Genomic DNA, 16,739 nt, shown 5'->3' on the forward strand with positions numbered 1-16,739 from the left:
GGGCCAGCGGGGCGGGCGGCGGGGTGGCAGCGGCGGTTTTGGCGGCGTTGCGGGCCGTTTTGGTTTTGGTCTTCACGGCCGTTTGCTGGGCGTGGGTGGTGCCAGCGAAGAGCAGCGTGGCAACGAGGGTGGCGGAAGCAAGAAGGTTGCGCATGGCAGGAAAAGGGAAATGGGGGAGAGAGAAGTGGATGGGCGTCGACCCGGCTCCGGTTGCCTTTTCGACGCTACAAAATTTCTACCGCGCCCTGAAGCCGGCCTGAGCCAGACATTAATTTTTCTTTAGATCCCTGGTGGCCTGGCGCACCCCCGCCGTCCGCCAACTACGCAACGCCGGGCGCGGCGGCCGAAACCAGGGCCCCGGCGCGGGTCGTTGCGCCCGGGGTGGCGTTCTTCGCGGCTTACTTCCCTTCCCGCACGCATGGCTTCGCTTGACCCCGGCATTGGCGAAAAATTCTCGCAGCGCACCCAGCGGGCCATCAACCACGACGGCTCCTTCAATGTGCGGCGGCGCGGCGGCCCGCCCACCAACGACCCTTACCAGCGGCTGATTTTGATGCCGTGGAGCCGATTCTTTCTGGAAGTGGGCCTGTTATTTGGGGTGCTGAACGCAGTGTTTGCGCTGGCTTACATGGCTTTAGGCCTCGAAGACCTGCCCGGTGTAGCGGCCCCCCACGGCTGGGTGCAGGACTTCCTGAGCGCCTTGTTTTTCTCCATCCAAACCTTCACCAGCGTGGGCTACGGGCACGTGTACCCGGGCAGCAACGGCGCCGGGGCCCTCTCCAGCCTGGAGGCGCTGGTGGGCGTGCTCACGTTTGCCCTGGCCACGGGCTTGCTCTACGGGCGGTTTTCGCGGCCCACGGCGCGCATCTTGTTCAGCAGCGTGGCCATCGTCAGCCGGCGGGCCGATGGTACGCCGTGCCTGCAATTCCGGGTGGCCAACCGCCGGGCCAATATCCTGATTGAACTCACGGCCCAGGTCATCGTCAAGTTCACCGACCCCGCCACCCAGAACTTCTCCTACGCCATCGCAGCCTTGGAGCGCGAGGCAGTGAGCTTTCTGCCCCTGACCTGGACGCTGGTGCACGACCTGGTGCCCGGCAGCCCCCTGCACGGCCTGGGCCCCGACGACTACGTGGCCCGCGCCGTGGAAATCATCGTCATGCTAAAAGGCTACGACGACACTTTCGCCCAGGACGTGTACGCCCGTAACTCCTACATTGCCAGTGAAATTACCTGGCACCGCCGCTTCCGTCGCGCCTACGATGTGGACGAAAACGGCCTCGCCATCGTGGACCTTGACGCGCTGGATGCAACGGAGGAATTAGAGCAGTGAACAGTGAACAGTTAGCAGTTATCAGTTAATAGTGAGCGGTTAGGCCATTATGCTTATCTGGCGTCCGCGCAGCCGAAGCATCTCTACTGCGGCAGTAATCAAATCGTATAACGACGCGGGAGAGATGCTTCGACTCCGCTCCGCTGCGCTCAGCATGACGGCCCAACTGTTCATCGTTAACTGCTCACTGTTAACTACTCACTAATAACTGTTTAATCCTCGTGCCCGGGCACGCTGCCCGCCGCTGGGGCCCTGGCCGCATCGGCGGCTTCGCGAGCCAGGCGCAGCTCCTCCACGGCCGAGGCGGTGCGGGGCAGCTTGTCGAGGTCGGGGGCCCCGGCGTCGACCCAGCACGTGTACCAGAAGGCCCCGATGAGCCGGCTGGCGTAGCGCAGCTGCCGCTCCACCTGCCCGCCGAGCCGGGCGTGGTAGGCCCGGCTGAAATCACGCGAATACACGCGCATCGTGGTGGCGCCGCGGGCCTCGTAGCCGTACTTGCGGTCGGCGGGGAAGGTGGCCGTTAGCTCTTTCTCGAACCGCAGCACCGAATCGACGGCGGCGTGGGAGCGGGCCAGGGCCCCCCAGGCCGCGTCGCCGGGGTGCTCCAGGTACGGCGCGGGGCCCGTGAACAGGTCGTAGTCGACAGCTAGCAACTCGGGCAAGCGGCTTTCCCAGAGGCCGTGGATGCCGCGCTGGCCCGTGAGTTGGCCGTTGTAGTTCTGGGTAGAGTGCAGCGGCACGCAGGCGTCGGCCACGTAGTGCCCCAGGTCGGCCGAGAGGCGCAGGATGGCGTCGGCGTCCTGGCGCTGGAAGGCGGCGGTGAGCTGGTTTTTCATCTGGGCGATGTTCCAGGGCACGATGCCGTGGCGCAGCAGCGAATCCTCGCCGTAGCGGGCCACGGCGTCTTCGTAGCGGCGCGGCAGGCCCCGGCCGTGGGTAGTGAGGCAGCTGTCGCCGTAGCGGTCCACGTCCATGAAGTGCTTGGCCGCCTCGCCGGGCACCACCGTGCGGCGCGCGTCGGGCCGGGTGGCGTTGGTCGTCATGTAGTCGATGTGCGCCTTGTAGAAGCCCACCATCTTCGGCGGCAACGTGTACACGGCGAGCCGGTTCAGCAGCCGGTGCCCAAAAAAGCCCCAGGCCCGCACCGGCCGGGGCCCCAGGGCAAGTAGGAATAGCAGGGATAACAATGCGTAGCGTTTCGTCATAATTGATAGAAATAGCGGATAATCTGGAAAGCTAATTCGACGGGCCAGCAAAACCAAAAAAAAGCTGGCACACCCCGCGGGATGTGCCAGCTCCAAAGTCTTAGGCTTGGCGAAACCCGGGGCCCCTACCGCCGCCCGGCGCCCGCGAACTTCATGCGATAGTCGTGGTCCACGTCACCCTTGCCGATGCGGGCCAGCTTGCCCTTGAGCAGTTGCTTCTTGAAGGACGAGAGCTTATCGGTGAACAGGATGCCTTCCAGGTGGTCGTACTCGTGCTGGATGATGCGGGCATTCAGGCCCGAAAAACCTTCCTCGTGCACTTGGCGGTTTTCGTCTTCGTAGCGCAGCACGATGTCGGGGCAGCGCTGCACCAACTCGCGCACCCCGGGAATGCTCAGGCAGCCTTCCTCGAAGCCCCATTTCTCGCCCGTCTCGCTCACCAGCACGGGGTTAATAAAGGCGCGCTTGATGGCGGGCTCGGCTTCCACGCCCTCGGCAATGTCCTCCTCGTCCAGCTCCACCATGGGGGCCGAATCCATCACGAACAAGCGCTGGCTCTTGCCGATTTGCGGGGCGGCCAGGCCCACGCCGTGGGCGAAGTACATGGTTTCGAACATATCAGCGATGAGCTGCTGCAGCTCGGTTGCGGGCAGGGCAGCGGGCAGGTTTTTGGCGCGGGCCTTCAGCACGGGGTCGCCGATGGCAACGATGGGGTGTATCATCTGGGTAAAACGTTGATAAAGAAGTAAAGCAAACAGGGGCGGGGGCCCCGGGGGTTCCGGCTACGCCACGGCCCGCCCCGCCGGCGACTCCAGAAACGACTGGAGGATGATGGCCGCGCTCACCCGGTCCACGGTGGCTTTGTCGCGGCGCGCCTTCTGGCCCAGGCCCCCGGCCAGCATGGCCGCGTGGGCCATGCGCGAGGTGAAGCGCTCGTCGATTTCGTGGATGGGCACGTCGGGCAGCTCCTTGCGGAGGCGGCGCAGCAGGCCCACCACAGCGCTGGTCACGTCGGTGGGCTCGTTGAGCAGCGTGCGCGGCATGCCCACCACAACGGCCGCCAGGGGCTCGCGCCGGTGGTAGGCCAGCACGTAGGCCAGCAACTCCTGGCTGTGGATGGTGTCGAGCGGTGAGGCGATGAGGCGGCTGGGGTCCGTCACGGCCAGCCCCACGCGCTTGTTGCCGTAATCAATGGCGAGGATGCGGCTCAAGGCACTAAAACTAAAGCGGGATTAAAACAGCGCCGACCCCGGCGCCGGCGCAAAGATACGGCCCCTGCCAGGGCCCTGGCGTTGCCAATGCAACCCCGGCGCAAAGCTGGGCAATACAATATCGTAGACTACAATTTAATGTAAAAATTATATTTAATACAATTCATTGTAATGTGCAATTCAAATTAGTTAAGGATGAAATTAGTATTTAAATAAGCTGAAAATGGGTGAAAAAGGGTAATTCAAGTCATTATCTGCCCGTTTGATGACGTTCAAATAAAATCCATTTTAGAAAGAACTAATCATGGAAAAATTTAATTAGTTTTGAATATTCGCCCTGCGCTGCATTTTATGCTGCGCTCATTTCTTTACTCCGCCGCCATGGCTTTTCCTTCGCTCTTCCGTGCTTCTTCGCGCCCCGCCGGGGCCCGCTGCGCCGGGCTGCGCGGGGCGGTGCTGGTGGCCCTGGCGTTCGGCAGCGGCCTGCTGGTGTCCAACAACCCATTCCGGCCTTCCAGCACCAACCCCGACGCCACGGCCCGCGGCTACCTGCGCTTCAAGGAAATCCTCAGCTACGTGGACCGCGACTACGTGGACTCGGTGAACACCGAGGGCCTGGCCGACTACGCCACGGCCCAGATGCTGGAGCGCCTCGACCCGCACTCGGTGTACATCCCGGCCCCGGAGCGCGAGCAGAACGACGTTTTTTTGCAGGGCGACTTCGACGGCGTGGGCCTCGATTTCAACCTCTTCCGCGATACCATGACGGTAGTGGCCCCGCTCGGCGGCGGCGCAGCCGCCCAGGCCGGCCTGCTGCCCGGCGACCAGGTGCTGCGCGTGGCCGGGCAGGCCGTGTCGGGGGCTCATAGTACCAACGCCCGCATCGCGCAGCTGCTGCGGGGCCCCCGCGGCAGCACCGTGGCCTTAGAGGTGCGCCGGCCCGCCGCGGCCCGCACTTTCGCCCTGGCCCTGGTGCGCAGCCGGGTGCCCAACCCATCCATCGACGCCGCGTACCTCATTGACGAGCAGACCGGCTACATCAAAATCAGCCGGTTTGCGGCCACTACCTACGACGACTTCCGGGCCGCGCTGGCCGACCTGCGCCGCCAGGGCCTAAGCCGCCTCGTGCTGGACCTGCGCGGCAACCCCGGCGGCTACCTCGACCGCGCCACCCGCGTGGCCGACGAGCTGGTGGGCGGCTCGCGCAAAATTGTGGCCATCGACGGCAAGGGCGATGCTTACGATTCGCAGGTGTACGCCAAGGTGACCGGCGAATTTGAGGAGGGCCCCCTGGTGGTGCTCGTCGACGAAGGCAGCGCCTCGGCCGCCGAGGTGCTGGCCGGGGCCCTGCAAGACCACGACCGCGCCCTGCTGGTGGGCCGCCGCACCTTCGGCAAGGGCCTGGTGCAGCAGCCCATTGCCCTCAGCGACGGCGGCGAGCTGCGCCTCACCATTGCCCGCTACTACACGCCCAGCGGCCGCTCCATCCAGAAGCCCTACGGCAGCAGCCGCGCCGAGTATCGCCGCGAGCTGGCCGAGCGCGCCGCCCACGGCGACTTGGCCTCGGCCGACAGCAACCACGTGGCGGGCGGCCTGCGCTTCCGCACCGACCGCGGCCGGCCGGTGTACGGCGGTGGCGGCATTATGCCCGACGTGTTTGTGCCGCGCGATACGCTGGCGTACTCTGCCTACTACACGAGCCTGCAGGCCCACCAAATGCCCCGCGCCCTGGCTCTGGCCTTCTACCAGGCCCACAAAACCGAGCTGGAAGGCCTGCGCTTTGCCCAGTTCAACGCCACCTTCCGCGTGAGCGATGCGCAGCTGGGGGCCCTGGCCGCCGCCGCCGCCCACGACGGCGTGCCGGCCGACGCGGCCGCGCTGCGCCGCTGCGCCAGCCTGCTCCGCAACCAAATCAAGGCCTACATCGCCCAGAGTGCCTACGGCGCGGTGCCCTACTACACGGTGCTGGGCGCCCACGATGCCGATTTGCAACAGGCCCTGCACGCCCTCGGCGACGGCAGCGTGCAGCTGGCCCTGGCCAGCAACAAGTAGGGCCCCGGCCGCCCGGTGGGGCCCCCAGCGAGCGGCCGGGAGCGGGCAACGATTATGGTGTATTTTTGAAGGGGCTGGCTTGCCCAGCCAGCTTGCGCCTTAGGTTTCAACCAATCAATTATTATCCCTTCTTACATGATGCTGAAGATATCTAAACTATTGCTGCTATTGCCAGCCCTGCTGGGCGTGCTGCTGATGGCTGGGGGCTGCAACAAAGTGCTGAGCCTGTTGCGCTTCGATGTGAAAGACACGCAGAGCTTCACAGTACCGGCGGCTTATCCCTACGGCACGGTCCCCGTTACCCTGCCCGCCGTGACGGTGAACTCCACCTCCACCACCACTTACGCCAACAATAACACCAAGGCCCAGTACGTGCAGGACGTGAAGCTGGAAGAGCTCACCCTGACCGCCACCAGCCCCGCCGGCCAAACCTTTGACATCGTGAAGAGCGTCAAGCTCTACATCAGCACCGACGCGATGGGCACCAACAAGGTGCTCATGGCCTCGCTCGACAACGTGCCCAAGGGCGCCACGTCCATCCAACTCAACCCCGCGCCCGACACCAAGCTCGATACCTACCTGCAAAACAGCAGCTACGCCCTCACCAGCGAAGTGCTGCTCAGCACCCACCCGCCCCAGGATGTGGTAGTGCGCGTCGACAGCAAGTTCAGCGTGGCCGCCAGTTTGCCGTAGCGGAGGCTGGGCAAATGCTTGATTTTCAAAAGGCCACTCCTAGCGGAGTGGCCTTTTTACGTTTAGGGCCCCGGCGTCAGTGAGCTATTGAAATGGTCCACTAGCCGCACCACTTCGGTTAGGTTGTCGTAGTGCAGGTTGTGTTGCTGGGCGTATAAGGCCATGTCGCCCTCGGCCGCCCCAAATAAGCGCAGCACCGCTCGCTGGCTGAGGGCCATTTTCTGGGCTTGGGCCCGGGCCGGGGTGGCCACGTATAGCTCGGAGGTGCGCCGGAACTGCGCGGCCTGGGTTTCGACGCCGATGGCGGCGTTGCGCACGGCCCCCACCAGCTCCAGGTCGTAGCCCAGCAGCAGGCGCACGGGCCCCTCGGTCAACTCTTCGAGCAGCAAGCGGCCCGCGCCGCCCACGCGGTAGGCCCCGAAGCGGTGGCCCGCCTGGCCGGGCGCGTTGTTCAGCACGAAGCCGCGCAGGCTGCCCACCAGGTAGAGGCGCACGCCGCCGGGCACGGTGGCGTCTTGCGCCTCCACCCAGTGGTGCACCAGGTTGTAGCGCAGGCCGGGCGCGGCCTGTGGCTCGCCCTTGATGGGAAGCAGGGCGCCGGGCACCCAGTCGGGGTTGTAGTAGTGCGCCACGTGGGCCGCCTCGGCCGTTAGCGCCCGCTCGTCGGCGGTGTTGGCTTGGTTCAGGTTCTGGGTCGAGGTGGGCCGGCCGTGGCTGATGTCCTCCAAGTCCTTGCTGTTCAGGCCCGATTGGGCCCGGGCCGGGCGGCTAGCCAACCCCAGGGCCCCCAGCACCAGGCAAAGCGAAACGGACGAGCGCATGGCAGTAATGAATGGCGGAATGTGCCCCTAATGTACTGCCTGTGAGCCTCCGGGGCCCTAGCGGTTGCGGCCGTACTGCTCGTGGCTGCTCACCCAGTCCGAGCTGCTGATGGCGGCGCCCAGGCTCAGCTCGCCGGCCAGCACCACACCGGCCACAATTTCAGCAAACTTGTACACCGTGCCGCGGCCTACGCAGCCCAGCATCCGCAGGCACTCGTTTTGGGTGGCCAGGCCGGTGCCGCCGCCGTGGGTGGCCACAATCAGGCTCGGGATGGTGATGTTGATGTACAAGTCGCCCTCCTTCGTCACCTCCGAGTAAAGTACACCGGCCGACGATTCGCTCACGTTGGCTACGTCCTGCCCGGTGGCGATGAACAGCGCCGTGATGCCATTGGCCGAGTGGGCCCCGTTGTTGTTGGCCCCTGAAAGAAAGGCGCCTACGTTGCTCACCTGCCCGTGGTAGGCCAGTTGCTCGGGCGTCACGCGCATGCGCTGCTGCAAAATGTCGCGCTTAATCACGGCCTCCGCCGTCACGCGCTTGCCGCGGGTGCGCATCACGTTGATTTGCGAAGCCTTTTTGTCGGTGGCGAAGTTCGATTCGAGGTAAAAGTGCTCAATCTTGGGGCCCCCGTAGTTGGCCAAAATCCAAGAGCAAGCGGCAAACGTGGCGCGGCCCACCATGTTCTGGCCCGCCGCGTCGCCGGTCGAAAAATTGAAGCGCAGGTAAGCAAACTTGTTGGCCAGGTAGGTGTCGATGTACTGCAACTTGGCCACCCGCGACGTGCTTTCCGCCTCCGGCCGGATGCGCTCCAGGTTGTCGGCCACCCACTTACCAAAGTCGCGGGCCCCGCGCGCGTCGCTGAACACGAACACCGGGGCCCGCTGCATGGCGTCGCCAATCACGGTGCACTTCACGCCGCCGCACAGGTTCAGCACCTGCATGCCGCGGTTGTAGCTGGCCACGAGCGTGCCCTCGGTGGTGGCCATCGGGATGAGGAAGTCGCCCTGGGCGTGCTCGCCGTTCACGGTCAGGGGCCCCGCCAGGCCCACCGGCACCTGGGCCACGCCCACGAAGTGCTCGCAGTTGCCCTGCAAATCGTGCGCGTCGAACGAGTACGACTTCAAGTGCTGAAAGTGCTGCTGGGTAAACTCCTCCGCAAACCGCTGCCGGGCCTGGATGGCGGCCTCCGAGTAATCGTCGTCGTCAGAGCGCGGGATGCGGGGCCGGCTGCCGGTGGCGCCCACAATGGCGTCCTCCACTTCCACGTGCAAGTCGCCGAGCGCATCGGTCGAAAACCACACCTGCACCGGGTAAATGCCCTCGGGCAAGGCCGCCGTGGCCAGCACAAACGTGAGGCTGCGGCCCACGGGCAGCGCCAGGGCCTGGCCGTCGGCGGGCCCCAGGCTGGCGGCGGGGCGCGTTTCGCCGTTGCCCAGGTCCAGCGTTACCTGCGCGGCCGGCACCACCGCGTCGCCCACCTGCACCTGGCGCAAGCCCGTGATTTTCACCGTATCCAGCCGGTTCTTGATGCTGAAGGCAACGCCCTGGCCATCGGGCAAATTGTGCAGGCTGCCGCGCGTGTACAGCAGTTTCAGCAGCATGGGACTGGGCGTAAAAACCATCGGGAATCGAAATTAAGAAAGGGACTGTCCCGCTTGTACTGCAATTAGGGCCCCGGCGAAGGTGCAGGATTATGGGGTGGAAGGTGTGGGCTTTTTGAAAGTGATGGGCAAGGTGTACGGTATGGCAACTGGTCGGCCACCACTCATTCCTGGCGTAAAGCCATCCATTGCCTTTATCACTCGAATAACTTCGGCATCGGCGGTTGGCGACAAACCTTTGACTACAATGAGTTTCTGTACAAATCCAGCCGTGTCAATAGTAAAAGTGACGAATACCTTTCCATCAGGGAAATCTGGTTGGTACTTTATGTTGCGCTGGATGTAATCCACTATACCGGAACTGCCACTGTTGAAACCCTTTTTTTGAAAAGAAGGCATTTGTTCGTAGCGAGTTATTGAAACTGGTTCTGTCACCTCGCCAATCAGATAAGTCTGCTTATCCACTGGGATCTGCTTAGGCTTCAACTCTTCTAAATCTGCCTGCGCTGTCTTCGCAGACATGTTCTCTTTGGGCAGTTCCTCTGTATCCCCCAGTAATTCTACTCGCTCTACGGTTTTCACAGCCTTCGCCTTATGGTGCGGGGCTCCCTGCCGCACCTGGGCCAGCGCCTCCCGCGCGCTCAGCCCCTGGGCCACCACCAGCACCAGCGCTACCACAAACCAGCGCAGCCGCCGCGTGAGGGGCGGGGGCCCCTGCACCTGGGCCCCGGCGAAGCGGCCGCACACGCGCCCGTCGGGCGCGGCGGCGCGGGCGGCGGCCAGGTCGGCGGCGGGATTTTGGGACTGGGTAAAGTCCTGCACTACGCGCTGGCAGCGGGCGCAGTGGCGGCCCTGGGCCGTGGGCTTTATGGCAGCCCAGCCTTCGGAGCACGGCAGTAGGCGGGCGTGGAAGGGGGGCAGGAGTAGCATAGCGGGCGGCGCGGTGGGGCCCCAAAAAGGTACTGATTTTCCGGCCGGGGGCCGCGCAGGCAATTGATTATTGTGCATGCCGCATAAACCGCGCTTATGGCTGGGGGCCCCGTGGCTGGGCCCGCCGCGGGGCCCCAGCCGCGCTTGCGCCAATTGGGTGCCACCGGCTCCGCGTTGCGCAACTAACTGATTAACAAACTTATATTGGCGGGCAGCGGGCGGGCGTAAGCAAAAGGCGTAGCTCAGTGGTTTAGCAGTGCCGCTTTTAAGTGGCGAGCGGGCTCCTGGCAAGCCGCACCGGTTTTGGTGCGGCGGGGCTGCCCGCGCACCGGGGCCCCTGTGTTACCTTTGTTGGCTATTGGGTTGGGGCCGCCAGTCTATCGCTCTATCTTCACTATGTCCTCATCTTTCGAATACCCCCGTTTTACGCTTGGTGCCACGCTCACCGATGAACAGCGGGCTTTCTTTGCCAAGTACGGTTTTTTGCACTTTCGGCCGTTTGCTTCGCCTGCCCAGGTGCAGGAAATTCTTCAAGCTACCCAGGAAGTGCAGCACCGCTGGCTGGCCGAGGGCGTGGAAAAAGTGAACGGCGTGCCCATCAAGTACGGCCAGGACGTGGACGGCGCCCGCATCGTGCAGCGCTTCGCCTTTACCTCGCAGCACCACCCGGTACTGCACGAGCTGCTGGGCGACCCGCGCTTCAAGGCCCTGTTTCCGCTGTTGGAAGCCGAAGGCGGCCGGGTGGGCGAAAACGAGAAGGACGGCCTTGTGGTGAACCACTACGTGAACATCCCAGGCTCGGAGTTCAGCCAGATGGGCTGGCACACCGACTCGCTGCGCGACGTGTTCTACGGCAAGCGCATCGGCCCCATGCTAAACGTGGGCCTGCACCTCGACGGCACCAAGGCCACCAATGGCGGCCTGCGCGTCATCCCCGGTACGCACCGCCAGGGCCTGGGCAAAATGCTCTTCCGCAAGAAGTACTACAAGGACGTGCACTACGATCCGAATGAAATTGCCATCGAAACCGAAGCCGGCGACCTCACCGTGCACGACGGCCGCATGTGGCACCGCGTGGCCCAGTCGCCGCTCACCGGCGAGGCCTCGCGCCGCCGCGTGATGTACGTGCCCATCATTGCGGGCAAGTACCAGCCCAAGAGCGAGGACAGCCCCACGCCGTTCTACCTGCGCTTCCTGCACCTGGTAAAGTAGCATCGGCTGCCCATACGGCTGAAAATCTGAGTTTTACGACCAAAATAAAAGTGGGGCCCCGGGAGCAATTCGCTCCGGGCCCCACTTTTTAATGCAAACCCGACGCTACGCCGGGGCCGTCGTGGGCCAGATGCGGCCCGCCAGCCAGTAGGCCAGCCAGGCGAAGATTGGGGCCCCCAGCACGTCGTACACGTAGTGCACGTGCTGCACCAGCACCAGCCCGCCGATGGTGGCGGCTATGGCAGCCAGCAGCGCCCGCCACCAGCGCCCGCGCACGGCAAGGGCCAGCAGCACCACGGTGGCGGTGTGGCCCGAAAAAAACAGGTCCTTGGTGATGGGCACGGCGGTGCTGGCGTGGAACACGTGCTCGGTGAACGGGTCGGGGAAGGGCAGGATGCCCGCGGGGGCCTCTAGCGGCAGCAGCCAGATGGTGGACATGCGCAGCAGTTGTAGCAGCAGGTAGGCCCACACGCCGCGCCCCAGCAGTTGCGGCCGCCCCAGCAGCCAGGCCACGGCGGCAATGCAGCTGCCGTACATCAGAAAGAAGATGGGGCTGGCTACGTCGTGGGCCGGCAAGTGGGCCAGCACGGGGTCGGCCAGGTGGTGGCCGGCGCGGTGCTGAATGAAGTGGTAGAACGGCGCGGCGGCCGGCGCCACCCCCGCAAAAATGAGCACCAGCGGCAGCACCAGCAGGTTCCGGAACCCGGGCTGCGCCAACGCGCCCGCCCAGGTGTGGGCAGGGGCCTCGGTAAGAGAATTATCTATAACGTGGGTAGAGACGCGCATAGCAACGAATAAAACCGATAAGCTCGGCCTGGATCAGCAACAAAAATAATGCGCAAACGGGCCCCGGCCCTACATTGCCGTAACATTGGCCGCCCGGCCGTAACCTACGCGTAACGATTTGCCATGACTTTTTCGCTGCTTTCGCGGCCCGCGCTGCGCGCGGCTGCGCTGGGCCTGGGGGCCCTGCTGGGGCCCCTGGCCGCCACCGCCCAAAACGCCGCCCTCGATGCCCGCATTGCCAAGCTGGCGGCGGCCGAGGAGGCCAAGGTCATTGCCTGGCGGCGCGACCTGCACGAGCACCCCGAGCTGGGCAACGAGGAAAACCGCACCGCCGCTCTGGTGGCCGCCCACCTCAAAAGCCTGGGCTTTGAGGTAACGACCGGCGTGGCCCGCACCGGCGTGGTGGGCATTTTGCGCGGCGGCAAGCCGGGCCCCGTGGTGGCCCTGCGCGCCGACATGGACGCCTTGCCCGTGACCGAGGCCCCTGGCCTAGCCTACGCCTCCACCGTAAAAACTACGTACTTGGGCCAGCCCGTGGGGGTGATGCACGCCTGCGGCCACGACACCCACGTAGCCATGCTGATGGGCGCGGCCGAGGTGCTGGCCCAGGTGAAAAAAGACCTGCCCGGCACGGTCAAGTTCATCTTCCAGCCCGCCGAGGAGGGCTCGGTGCCCGGCGTGGAAGGCGGGGCCAAGCTGATGGTGAAGGAAGGCGTAATGGAAAACCCCAAAGTGGACGCCGTGTTCGGCCTGCACATCAACGCGGCTACCGAGGTAGGCAACCTGCGCTACCGGCCCGAGGGCTTCTACGCCGCCGCCGACGTGGTGCAGATTGTGGTGAAGGGCAAATCGGCGCACGGCGCGGCCCCCTGGACGAGCGTGGACCCGGTGGTGGTGGCCGCCCAAATTGTGCTGGGCCTGCAAACCGTGGTCAGCCGCCAAACCGAGCTGACGAAGGCCGCGGCCGTGGTCACCGTTGGTAAAATCGACGGCGGGGTGCGCAACAACATCATCGCCGAGCAGGTGACGATGATTGGCACCATCCGGACCCTTGACAAGGGCATGCAGCAGAAAATATGGGCCGACGTGCGCCGCACCGCCGAGGGCATTGCCGCCAGCGCCGGGGCCACGGCCGAAGTCAGCATCACCCCGCAGGTGCCCGTGACCTACAACGACCCGCACCTGACTGCCCAGATGCTGCCCACCCTGCGCGCTGTGGCCGGCCCCGACCACGTGCAGCTAAAAGAGGCCACCACCGGTGCCGAGGACTTCTCCTACTACGCCGAAAAGGCCCCCGGCCTGTTCGTGAACCTGGGTGGCCTGGCCAAGGGCACCGATCCTGCCCAGGTGCCCTCGCACCACACCGCGGGCTTCAAAATTGACGAAAGCGGCTTGGCGCTGGGCGTAAAAACCCTGGCCACGCTGGCCGCCGACTATCTCGCCCAAAAACATCATTAATTACTTGATAAGTGCAATTTAATTGCTTCCCATAAATACTGGAAAGTGAGCGAAGCGTTTGGCTAAGTCAATGTGAAGCCAAGGTTAATAAGATTTTGGCTTTTGTGGTATTTTCAGAAGGTGAACCTGGGATTGGTTAAGAAAAAACATAAGTTGCGGGGCAATTAAATACCACCGTAACATCTGTTTTTCGCTATTTCCCCGCCCAACCTTCTTTTTATGAGAAAACATTACTCTGCCAAGTCCTTGTTGCTGCTTAGCGCGCTGGGCATTGCCGCCACTGCGCAGGCGCAGGACGCGCCGCACGTTCAGAACAAAGTGCTGGGGCCCCACGGCCAGCCCGAATTAATTCAATTCGCCGCCGCCGGTAAAGTCGCCTACCGGGGCCCCGCCGACGGCGCGCAGCTGCTACGCCAGCAGCTGGGCCTGGGCCCCGACGACCAGCTGCGGCCCACCCGCGTGGAAACCGACGCGCTGGGCTTCACCCACCAGAAATTTGCCCAGTACTACAAGGGCATCCGGGTGGAGCACGCCGCCTACACGGTGCACGCCCGGGGCGGCGTGGTGGAGAGCATCAGCGGGGATTATGAGCAGCTGGGCGGCCTGAGCATTACGCCCACGCTGAGCGTGGCTGCCGCCCTCGACGGGGCCCTGGGCTACGTAGGCGCCACCAAGTACATGTGGCAGGACGCCGCCGCCGAGGCCGGCTTGAAGGCCGACCTGCGCGACCCCGCCGCCACTTACCGCCCCCAGGGCGAGCTGGTGATTGTGCGCGACGCGGCCACCGACCAGCCCGTGCTGGCCTATAAGTTCAACATTTACGCCCAGCAGCCGGTGAGCCGCGCCTACATCTACGTGGATGCGCGCAGCGGCAAAGTGGTGCTGCAAGACAACATCATCAAGCACGCCACCGGCGCCACGGCTACCTTCGCCACCGCGTACAGCGGCAGCCGCGCGCTGGCCACCGAAACGGCCACCGGCGGCTACCACCTGCGCGAGTACACCCGCGGCCTGGGCATCGAAACCTACAACTGCAAGAAGGGCAACAGCTACACGGCGGCCACCGACTTCACCGACGCCGACAACAACTGGACGGCCACCGAATACAACAACGCCGCCTTCGACAACGTGGCCGGCGACGCCCACTTCGGGGCCCAAAGCACCTACGACTACTGGAAAGCCGTGCACGCCCGCAGCAGCTACGACAACGCGGGCGCCAAAATCAAGAGCTACGTGCACTTCGACGATGTGCCCGGGGGCGCGGGCTACGAGAATGCCTACTGGAACGGCTCGGTGATGACCTACGGCGACGGAGCCACCACCTTCAAGCCGCTAACGGCGCTGGACGTATGCGGCCACGAAATTGGCCACGCCGTGTGCGAAAACACCGCCAACCTCACCTACGCCAACGAGTCGGGGGCCATGAACGAGGGCTTGTCCGACATCTGGGGCGCGAGCGTGGAGAAGTTTACCTGCGACAAGCTCGGCCTCACCAAATCGACCTGGGACATTGGCGAGGACATCATGAAGGCCGGCGGGGCCCTGCGCTCCATGAGCAACCCCAACCTGTACGGCCAGCCCGCCCTCTACAAAGGCAAGTACTGGGCCGCCACCACCACATCGCCGTCCAACGCCAACGACCAGGGCGGCGTGCACACCAACTCGGGCGTGCTCAACTACTGGTACTACCTGATTGCCGTGGGCAAGTCGGGCACCAACGAGGCCGGCACGGCCTACAGCGTGGTCGGCATCGGCCTGGCCGACGCCGCCAAAATCACCTTCCGCATGGAAGACGTGTACATGACGGCCTCCTCCACCTACGCCCAGGCCCGCACCTACTCCATCCAGGCGGCCACCGACCTGTTCGGGGCCTCCTCGGCCCAAACCGTGGCCGTGACCAACGCCTGGACGGCCGTGGGCGTGGGCACCACCACCACGCCGCCCGCCGGCGCCACCTACTGCACCATCAAAGGCGGCAGCCAGGCCTACGAGTGGGTGGATTTGGTGAAGCTGGGTACCATCAGCCGCACCTCGGGGGCCGACGGCGGCTACTACAACGGCACGGCCCTGAGCACCACCGTGGCCGCTGGCTCCAGCCAGACCATCAGCTTCTCGGCTGGCTTTGCCAGCACCGCTTACACCGAGTACTGGAAAGTGTACATCGACTACAACCAGGACGGTGACTTTACCGACACCGGCGAGCTGATTGTGAGCGGCAGCAGCAGCAGCGCCGGCACCCTCACCAGCACCTTCACGGTGCCCACCACGGCCAAAACCGGCAGCACCCGCCTGCGCATCATTATGAGCGACGCCAGCGCCACCACTAGCTGCGGCAGCTACAGCTACGGCGAAACTGAGGACTACACGCTGAAAATCAGCGGTGGCGCCGCCATTGCTGCCGAGCCGGCCACCCTCACTGGCACGCCGCTCGGCAACGAAGTAGCCCAGGCCCTCCAGCTCTACCCCAACCCCGCCACCGACGCCCTGCGCCTGGTGCTGCCCGGCCGCGCCACCGTCGCTTCGGTGCAGGTGACGGACGTGCGCGGGGCCCTGCGCGCCGTGCCCTACGCCGAGGGCGTGCTCGACGTGTCGGGCCTGGCCAACGGCCTTTACACCCTCACCGTGAGCGACGGCCAGAAGGTGTTCCACGACAAGTTTGTGAAGCACTAGGAAGCTGAGAAACAATGCGTAAAAGGAGGGCCCCCAGCACTGCTGGGGGCCCTCCTTTCCTTTGGCGGCTAGTGGCGGGCTCAGCGGCCACTGGCGTAGTTCAGCAGCAGTAAGGCCTGGGCCGATGTGCACTGCGCCACCATCGGCAGCACCGCCAGCGCCGGGGCCCTGGTCAAGATCGGCACCCCGTCCGTGGCGCCCACGGCTCGCAACGGCTCGCACTTGAGGGCCTGGATATCCGCCGCCGGCGCTGTGGCTGCGGGCTCGGCCATGTGCTTTCGCCGCATACCATGGGCTCTAAAATTGAGGAGAGTGACTTGGGGCTGGGCTTGAAAAATTCAGGCCGTGTCGGCTACCGATCATCTCACTTAAAAACCGTATTAATTATTTGATAAGTACAATAATAATCATTTGTTGCAAAATTATGATCCCGACGTAATAGTTGATTGATCCAAGGTGAAGGATAGGTTAACAAGATTTTGGCTTTTGTAGAATTATTGGAAGGCGAACACGCTTTTAATTAGAAAAAAAACCTAAGTTGCGGGGCGTTTGAGTGGCCGTAAAGCACTTGCTTCCTCATATTTCCCTTACCCACCCTTCATTTATGAAAAAACATTACTCTGCCAAGTCCTTGTTGCTGTTCAGCGCGCTGGGTATTGCCGCCACCGCGCAGGCGCAGGACGCGCCGCACGTTCAGAACAAAGTGCTGGGGCCCCACGGCCAGCCCGAATTAATTCAATTCGCCGCCGCCGGTAAAGTCGCCTAC

14 protein-coding genes are annotated in these 16,739 nt (G+C 64.1%); 6 read left to right on the forward strand and 8 right to left on the reverse strand.

Going from position 1 to position 16,739, the window contains the following annotated elements; all coding sequences use genetic code 11:
- The first annotated feature begins 418 nt into the window (after positions 1–418).
- Positions 419–1,333, forward strand: a complete 915-nt coding sequence (locus tag BEN49_RS01535) for an ion channel (protein WP_070739778.1) — start codon at positions 419–421, stop codon at positions 1,331–1,333.
- Between the two features lie 212 nt (positions 1,334–1,545).
- Here BEN49_RS01535 and BEN49_RS01540 read toward each other — a convergent pair whose 3' ends face one another.
- The 3 genes from BEN49_RS01540 to ruvX form a co-directional block, all read right to left on the reverse strand.
- Positions 1,546–2,538, reverse strand: a complete 993-nt coding sequence (locus BEN49_RS01540) for a zinc dependent phospholipase C family protein (RefSeq protein ID WP_070739781.1) — start codon at positions 2,536–2,538, stop codon at positions 1,546–1,548.
- A 125-nt stretch (positions 2,539–2,663) separates the two neighbouring features.
- The gene (def, locus tag BEN49_RS01545) at positions 2,664–3,260 is read right to left on the reverse strand and encodes a peptide deformylase (protein ID WP_070739783.1); all 597 of its coding nucleotides are present in this window, start codon (positions 3,258–3,260) and stop codon (positions 2,664–2,666) included.
- A gap of 60 nt (positions 3,261–3,320) precedes the next feature.
- On the reverse strand, positions 3,321–3,749 hold the full coding sequence (gene ruvX, locus BEN49_RS01550) for a Holliday junction resolvase RuvX (protein ID WP_070739786.1): 429 nt from the start codon (positions 3,747–3,749) through the stop codon (positions 3,321–3,323).
- 381 nt (positions 3,750–4,130) lie between these two features.
- Between ruvX and BEN49_RS01555 the strand changes: the two genes are divergently transcribed.
- On the forward strand, positions 4,131–5,801 hold the full coding sequence (locus tag BEN49_RS01555; protein ID WP_083325666.1) for a S41 family peptidase: 1,671 nt from the start codon (positions 4,131–4,133) through the stop codon (positions 5,799–5,801).
- A gap of 135 nt (positions 5,802–5,936) precedes the next feature.
- Positions 5,937–6,494, forward strand: coding sequence for a hypothetical protein (locus BEN49_RS01560; protein ID WP_158022709.1), 558 nt, complete (start codon positions 5,937–5,939; stop codon positions 6,492–6,494).
- Positions 6,495–6,556: 62 nt separating this feature from the next.
- Here BEN49_RS01560 and BEN49_RS01565 read toward each other — a convergent pair whose 3' ends face one another.
- The 3 genes from BEN49_RS01565 to BEN49_RS01575 form a co-directional block, all read right to left on the reverse strand.
- Positions 6,557–7,315, reverse strand: a complete 759-nt coding sequence (locus BEN49_RS01565; protein ID WP_070739792.1) for a hypothetical protein — start codon at positions 7,313–7,315, stop codon at positions 6,557–6,559.
- A 57-nt stretch (positions 7,316–7,372) separates the two neighbouring features.
- On the reverse strand, positions 7,373–8,917 hold the full coding sequence (locus BEN49_RS01570; protein ID WP_239691769.1) for a hydroxymethylglutaryl-CoA reductase: 1,545 nt from the start codon (positions 8,915–8,917) through the stop codon (positions 7,373–7,375).
- Between the two features lie 90 nt (positions 8,918–9,007).
- Entirely contained in the window at positions 9,008–9,739 is a 732-nt protein-coding gene (locus BEN49_RS01575; RefSeq protein ID WP_125916405.1) for an energy transducer TonB, read from the reverse strand.
- A gap of 504 nt (positions 9,740–10,243) precedes the next feature.
- Between BEN49_RS01575 and BEN49_RS01580 the strand changes: the two genes are divergently transcribed.
- A complete protein-coding gene (locus BEN49_RS01580) occupies positions 10,244–11,059 on the forward strand; it encodes a phytanoyl-CoA dioxygenase family protein (protein ID WP_070739801.1) in 816 nt (271 codons plus the stop codon).
- 105 nt (positions 11,060–11,164) lie between these two features.
- Here the strand turns inward: BEN49_RS01580 and BEN49_RS01585 are convergent, their stop codons facing one another.
- Positions 11,165–11,845 (reverse strand): phosphatase PAP2-related protein, encoded by a 681-nt coding sequence (locus tag BEN49_RS01585; RefSeq protein WP_083325665.1) that lies wholly within the window; start codon positions 11,843–11,845, stop codon positions 11,165–11,167.
- Positions 11,846–11,968: 123 nt separating this feature from the next.
- Here BEN49_RS01585 and BEN49_RS01590 point away from each other — a divergent pair, with 123 nt between their 5' ends.
- Together BEN49_RS01590 and BEN49_RS01595 are read left to right on the forward strand one after the other, a co-directional pair.
- Positions 11,969–13,303: an amidohydrolase gene (locus BEN49_RS01590; RefSeq protein ID WP_070739808.1), complete on the forward strand. Its 1,335-nt coding sequence runs from the start codon at positions 11,969–11,971 to the stop codon at positions 13,301–13,303.
- Between the two features lie 219 nt (positions 13,304–13,522).
- On the forward strand, positions 13,523–15,973 hold the full coding sequence (locus BEN49_RS01595; protein ID WP_070739811.1) for a M4 family metallopeptidase: 2,451 nt from the start codon (positions 13,523–13,525) through the stop codon (positions 15,971–15,973).
- Positions 15,974–16,053: 80 nt separating this feature from the next.
- Here BEN49_RS01595 and BEN49_RS01600 read toward each other — a convergent pair whose 3' ends face one another.
- Positions 16,054–16,260, reverse strand: a complete 207-nt coding sequence (locus tag BEN49_RS01600; RefSeq protein ID WP_125916407.1) for a hypothetical protein — start codon at positions 16,258–16,260, stop codon at positions 16,054–16,056.
- Positions 16,261–16,739 lie beyond the last annotated feature (479 nt).

The organism is Hymenobacter coccineus (assembly GCF_001816125.1).
GTDB classification, from domain to species: domain Bacteria; phylum Bacteroidota; class Bacteroidia; order Cytophagales; family Hymenobacteraceae; genus Hymenobacter; species Hymenobacter coccineus.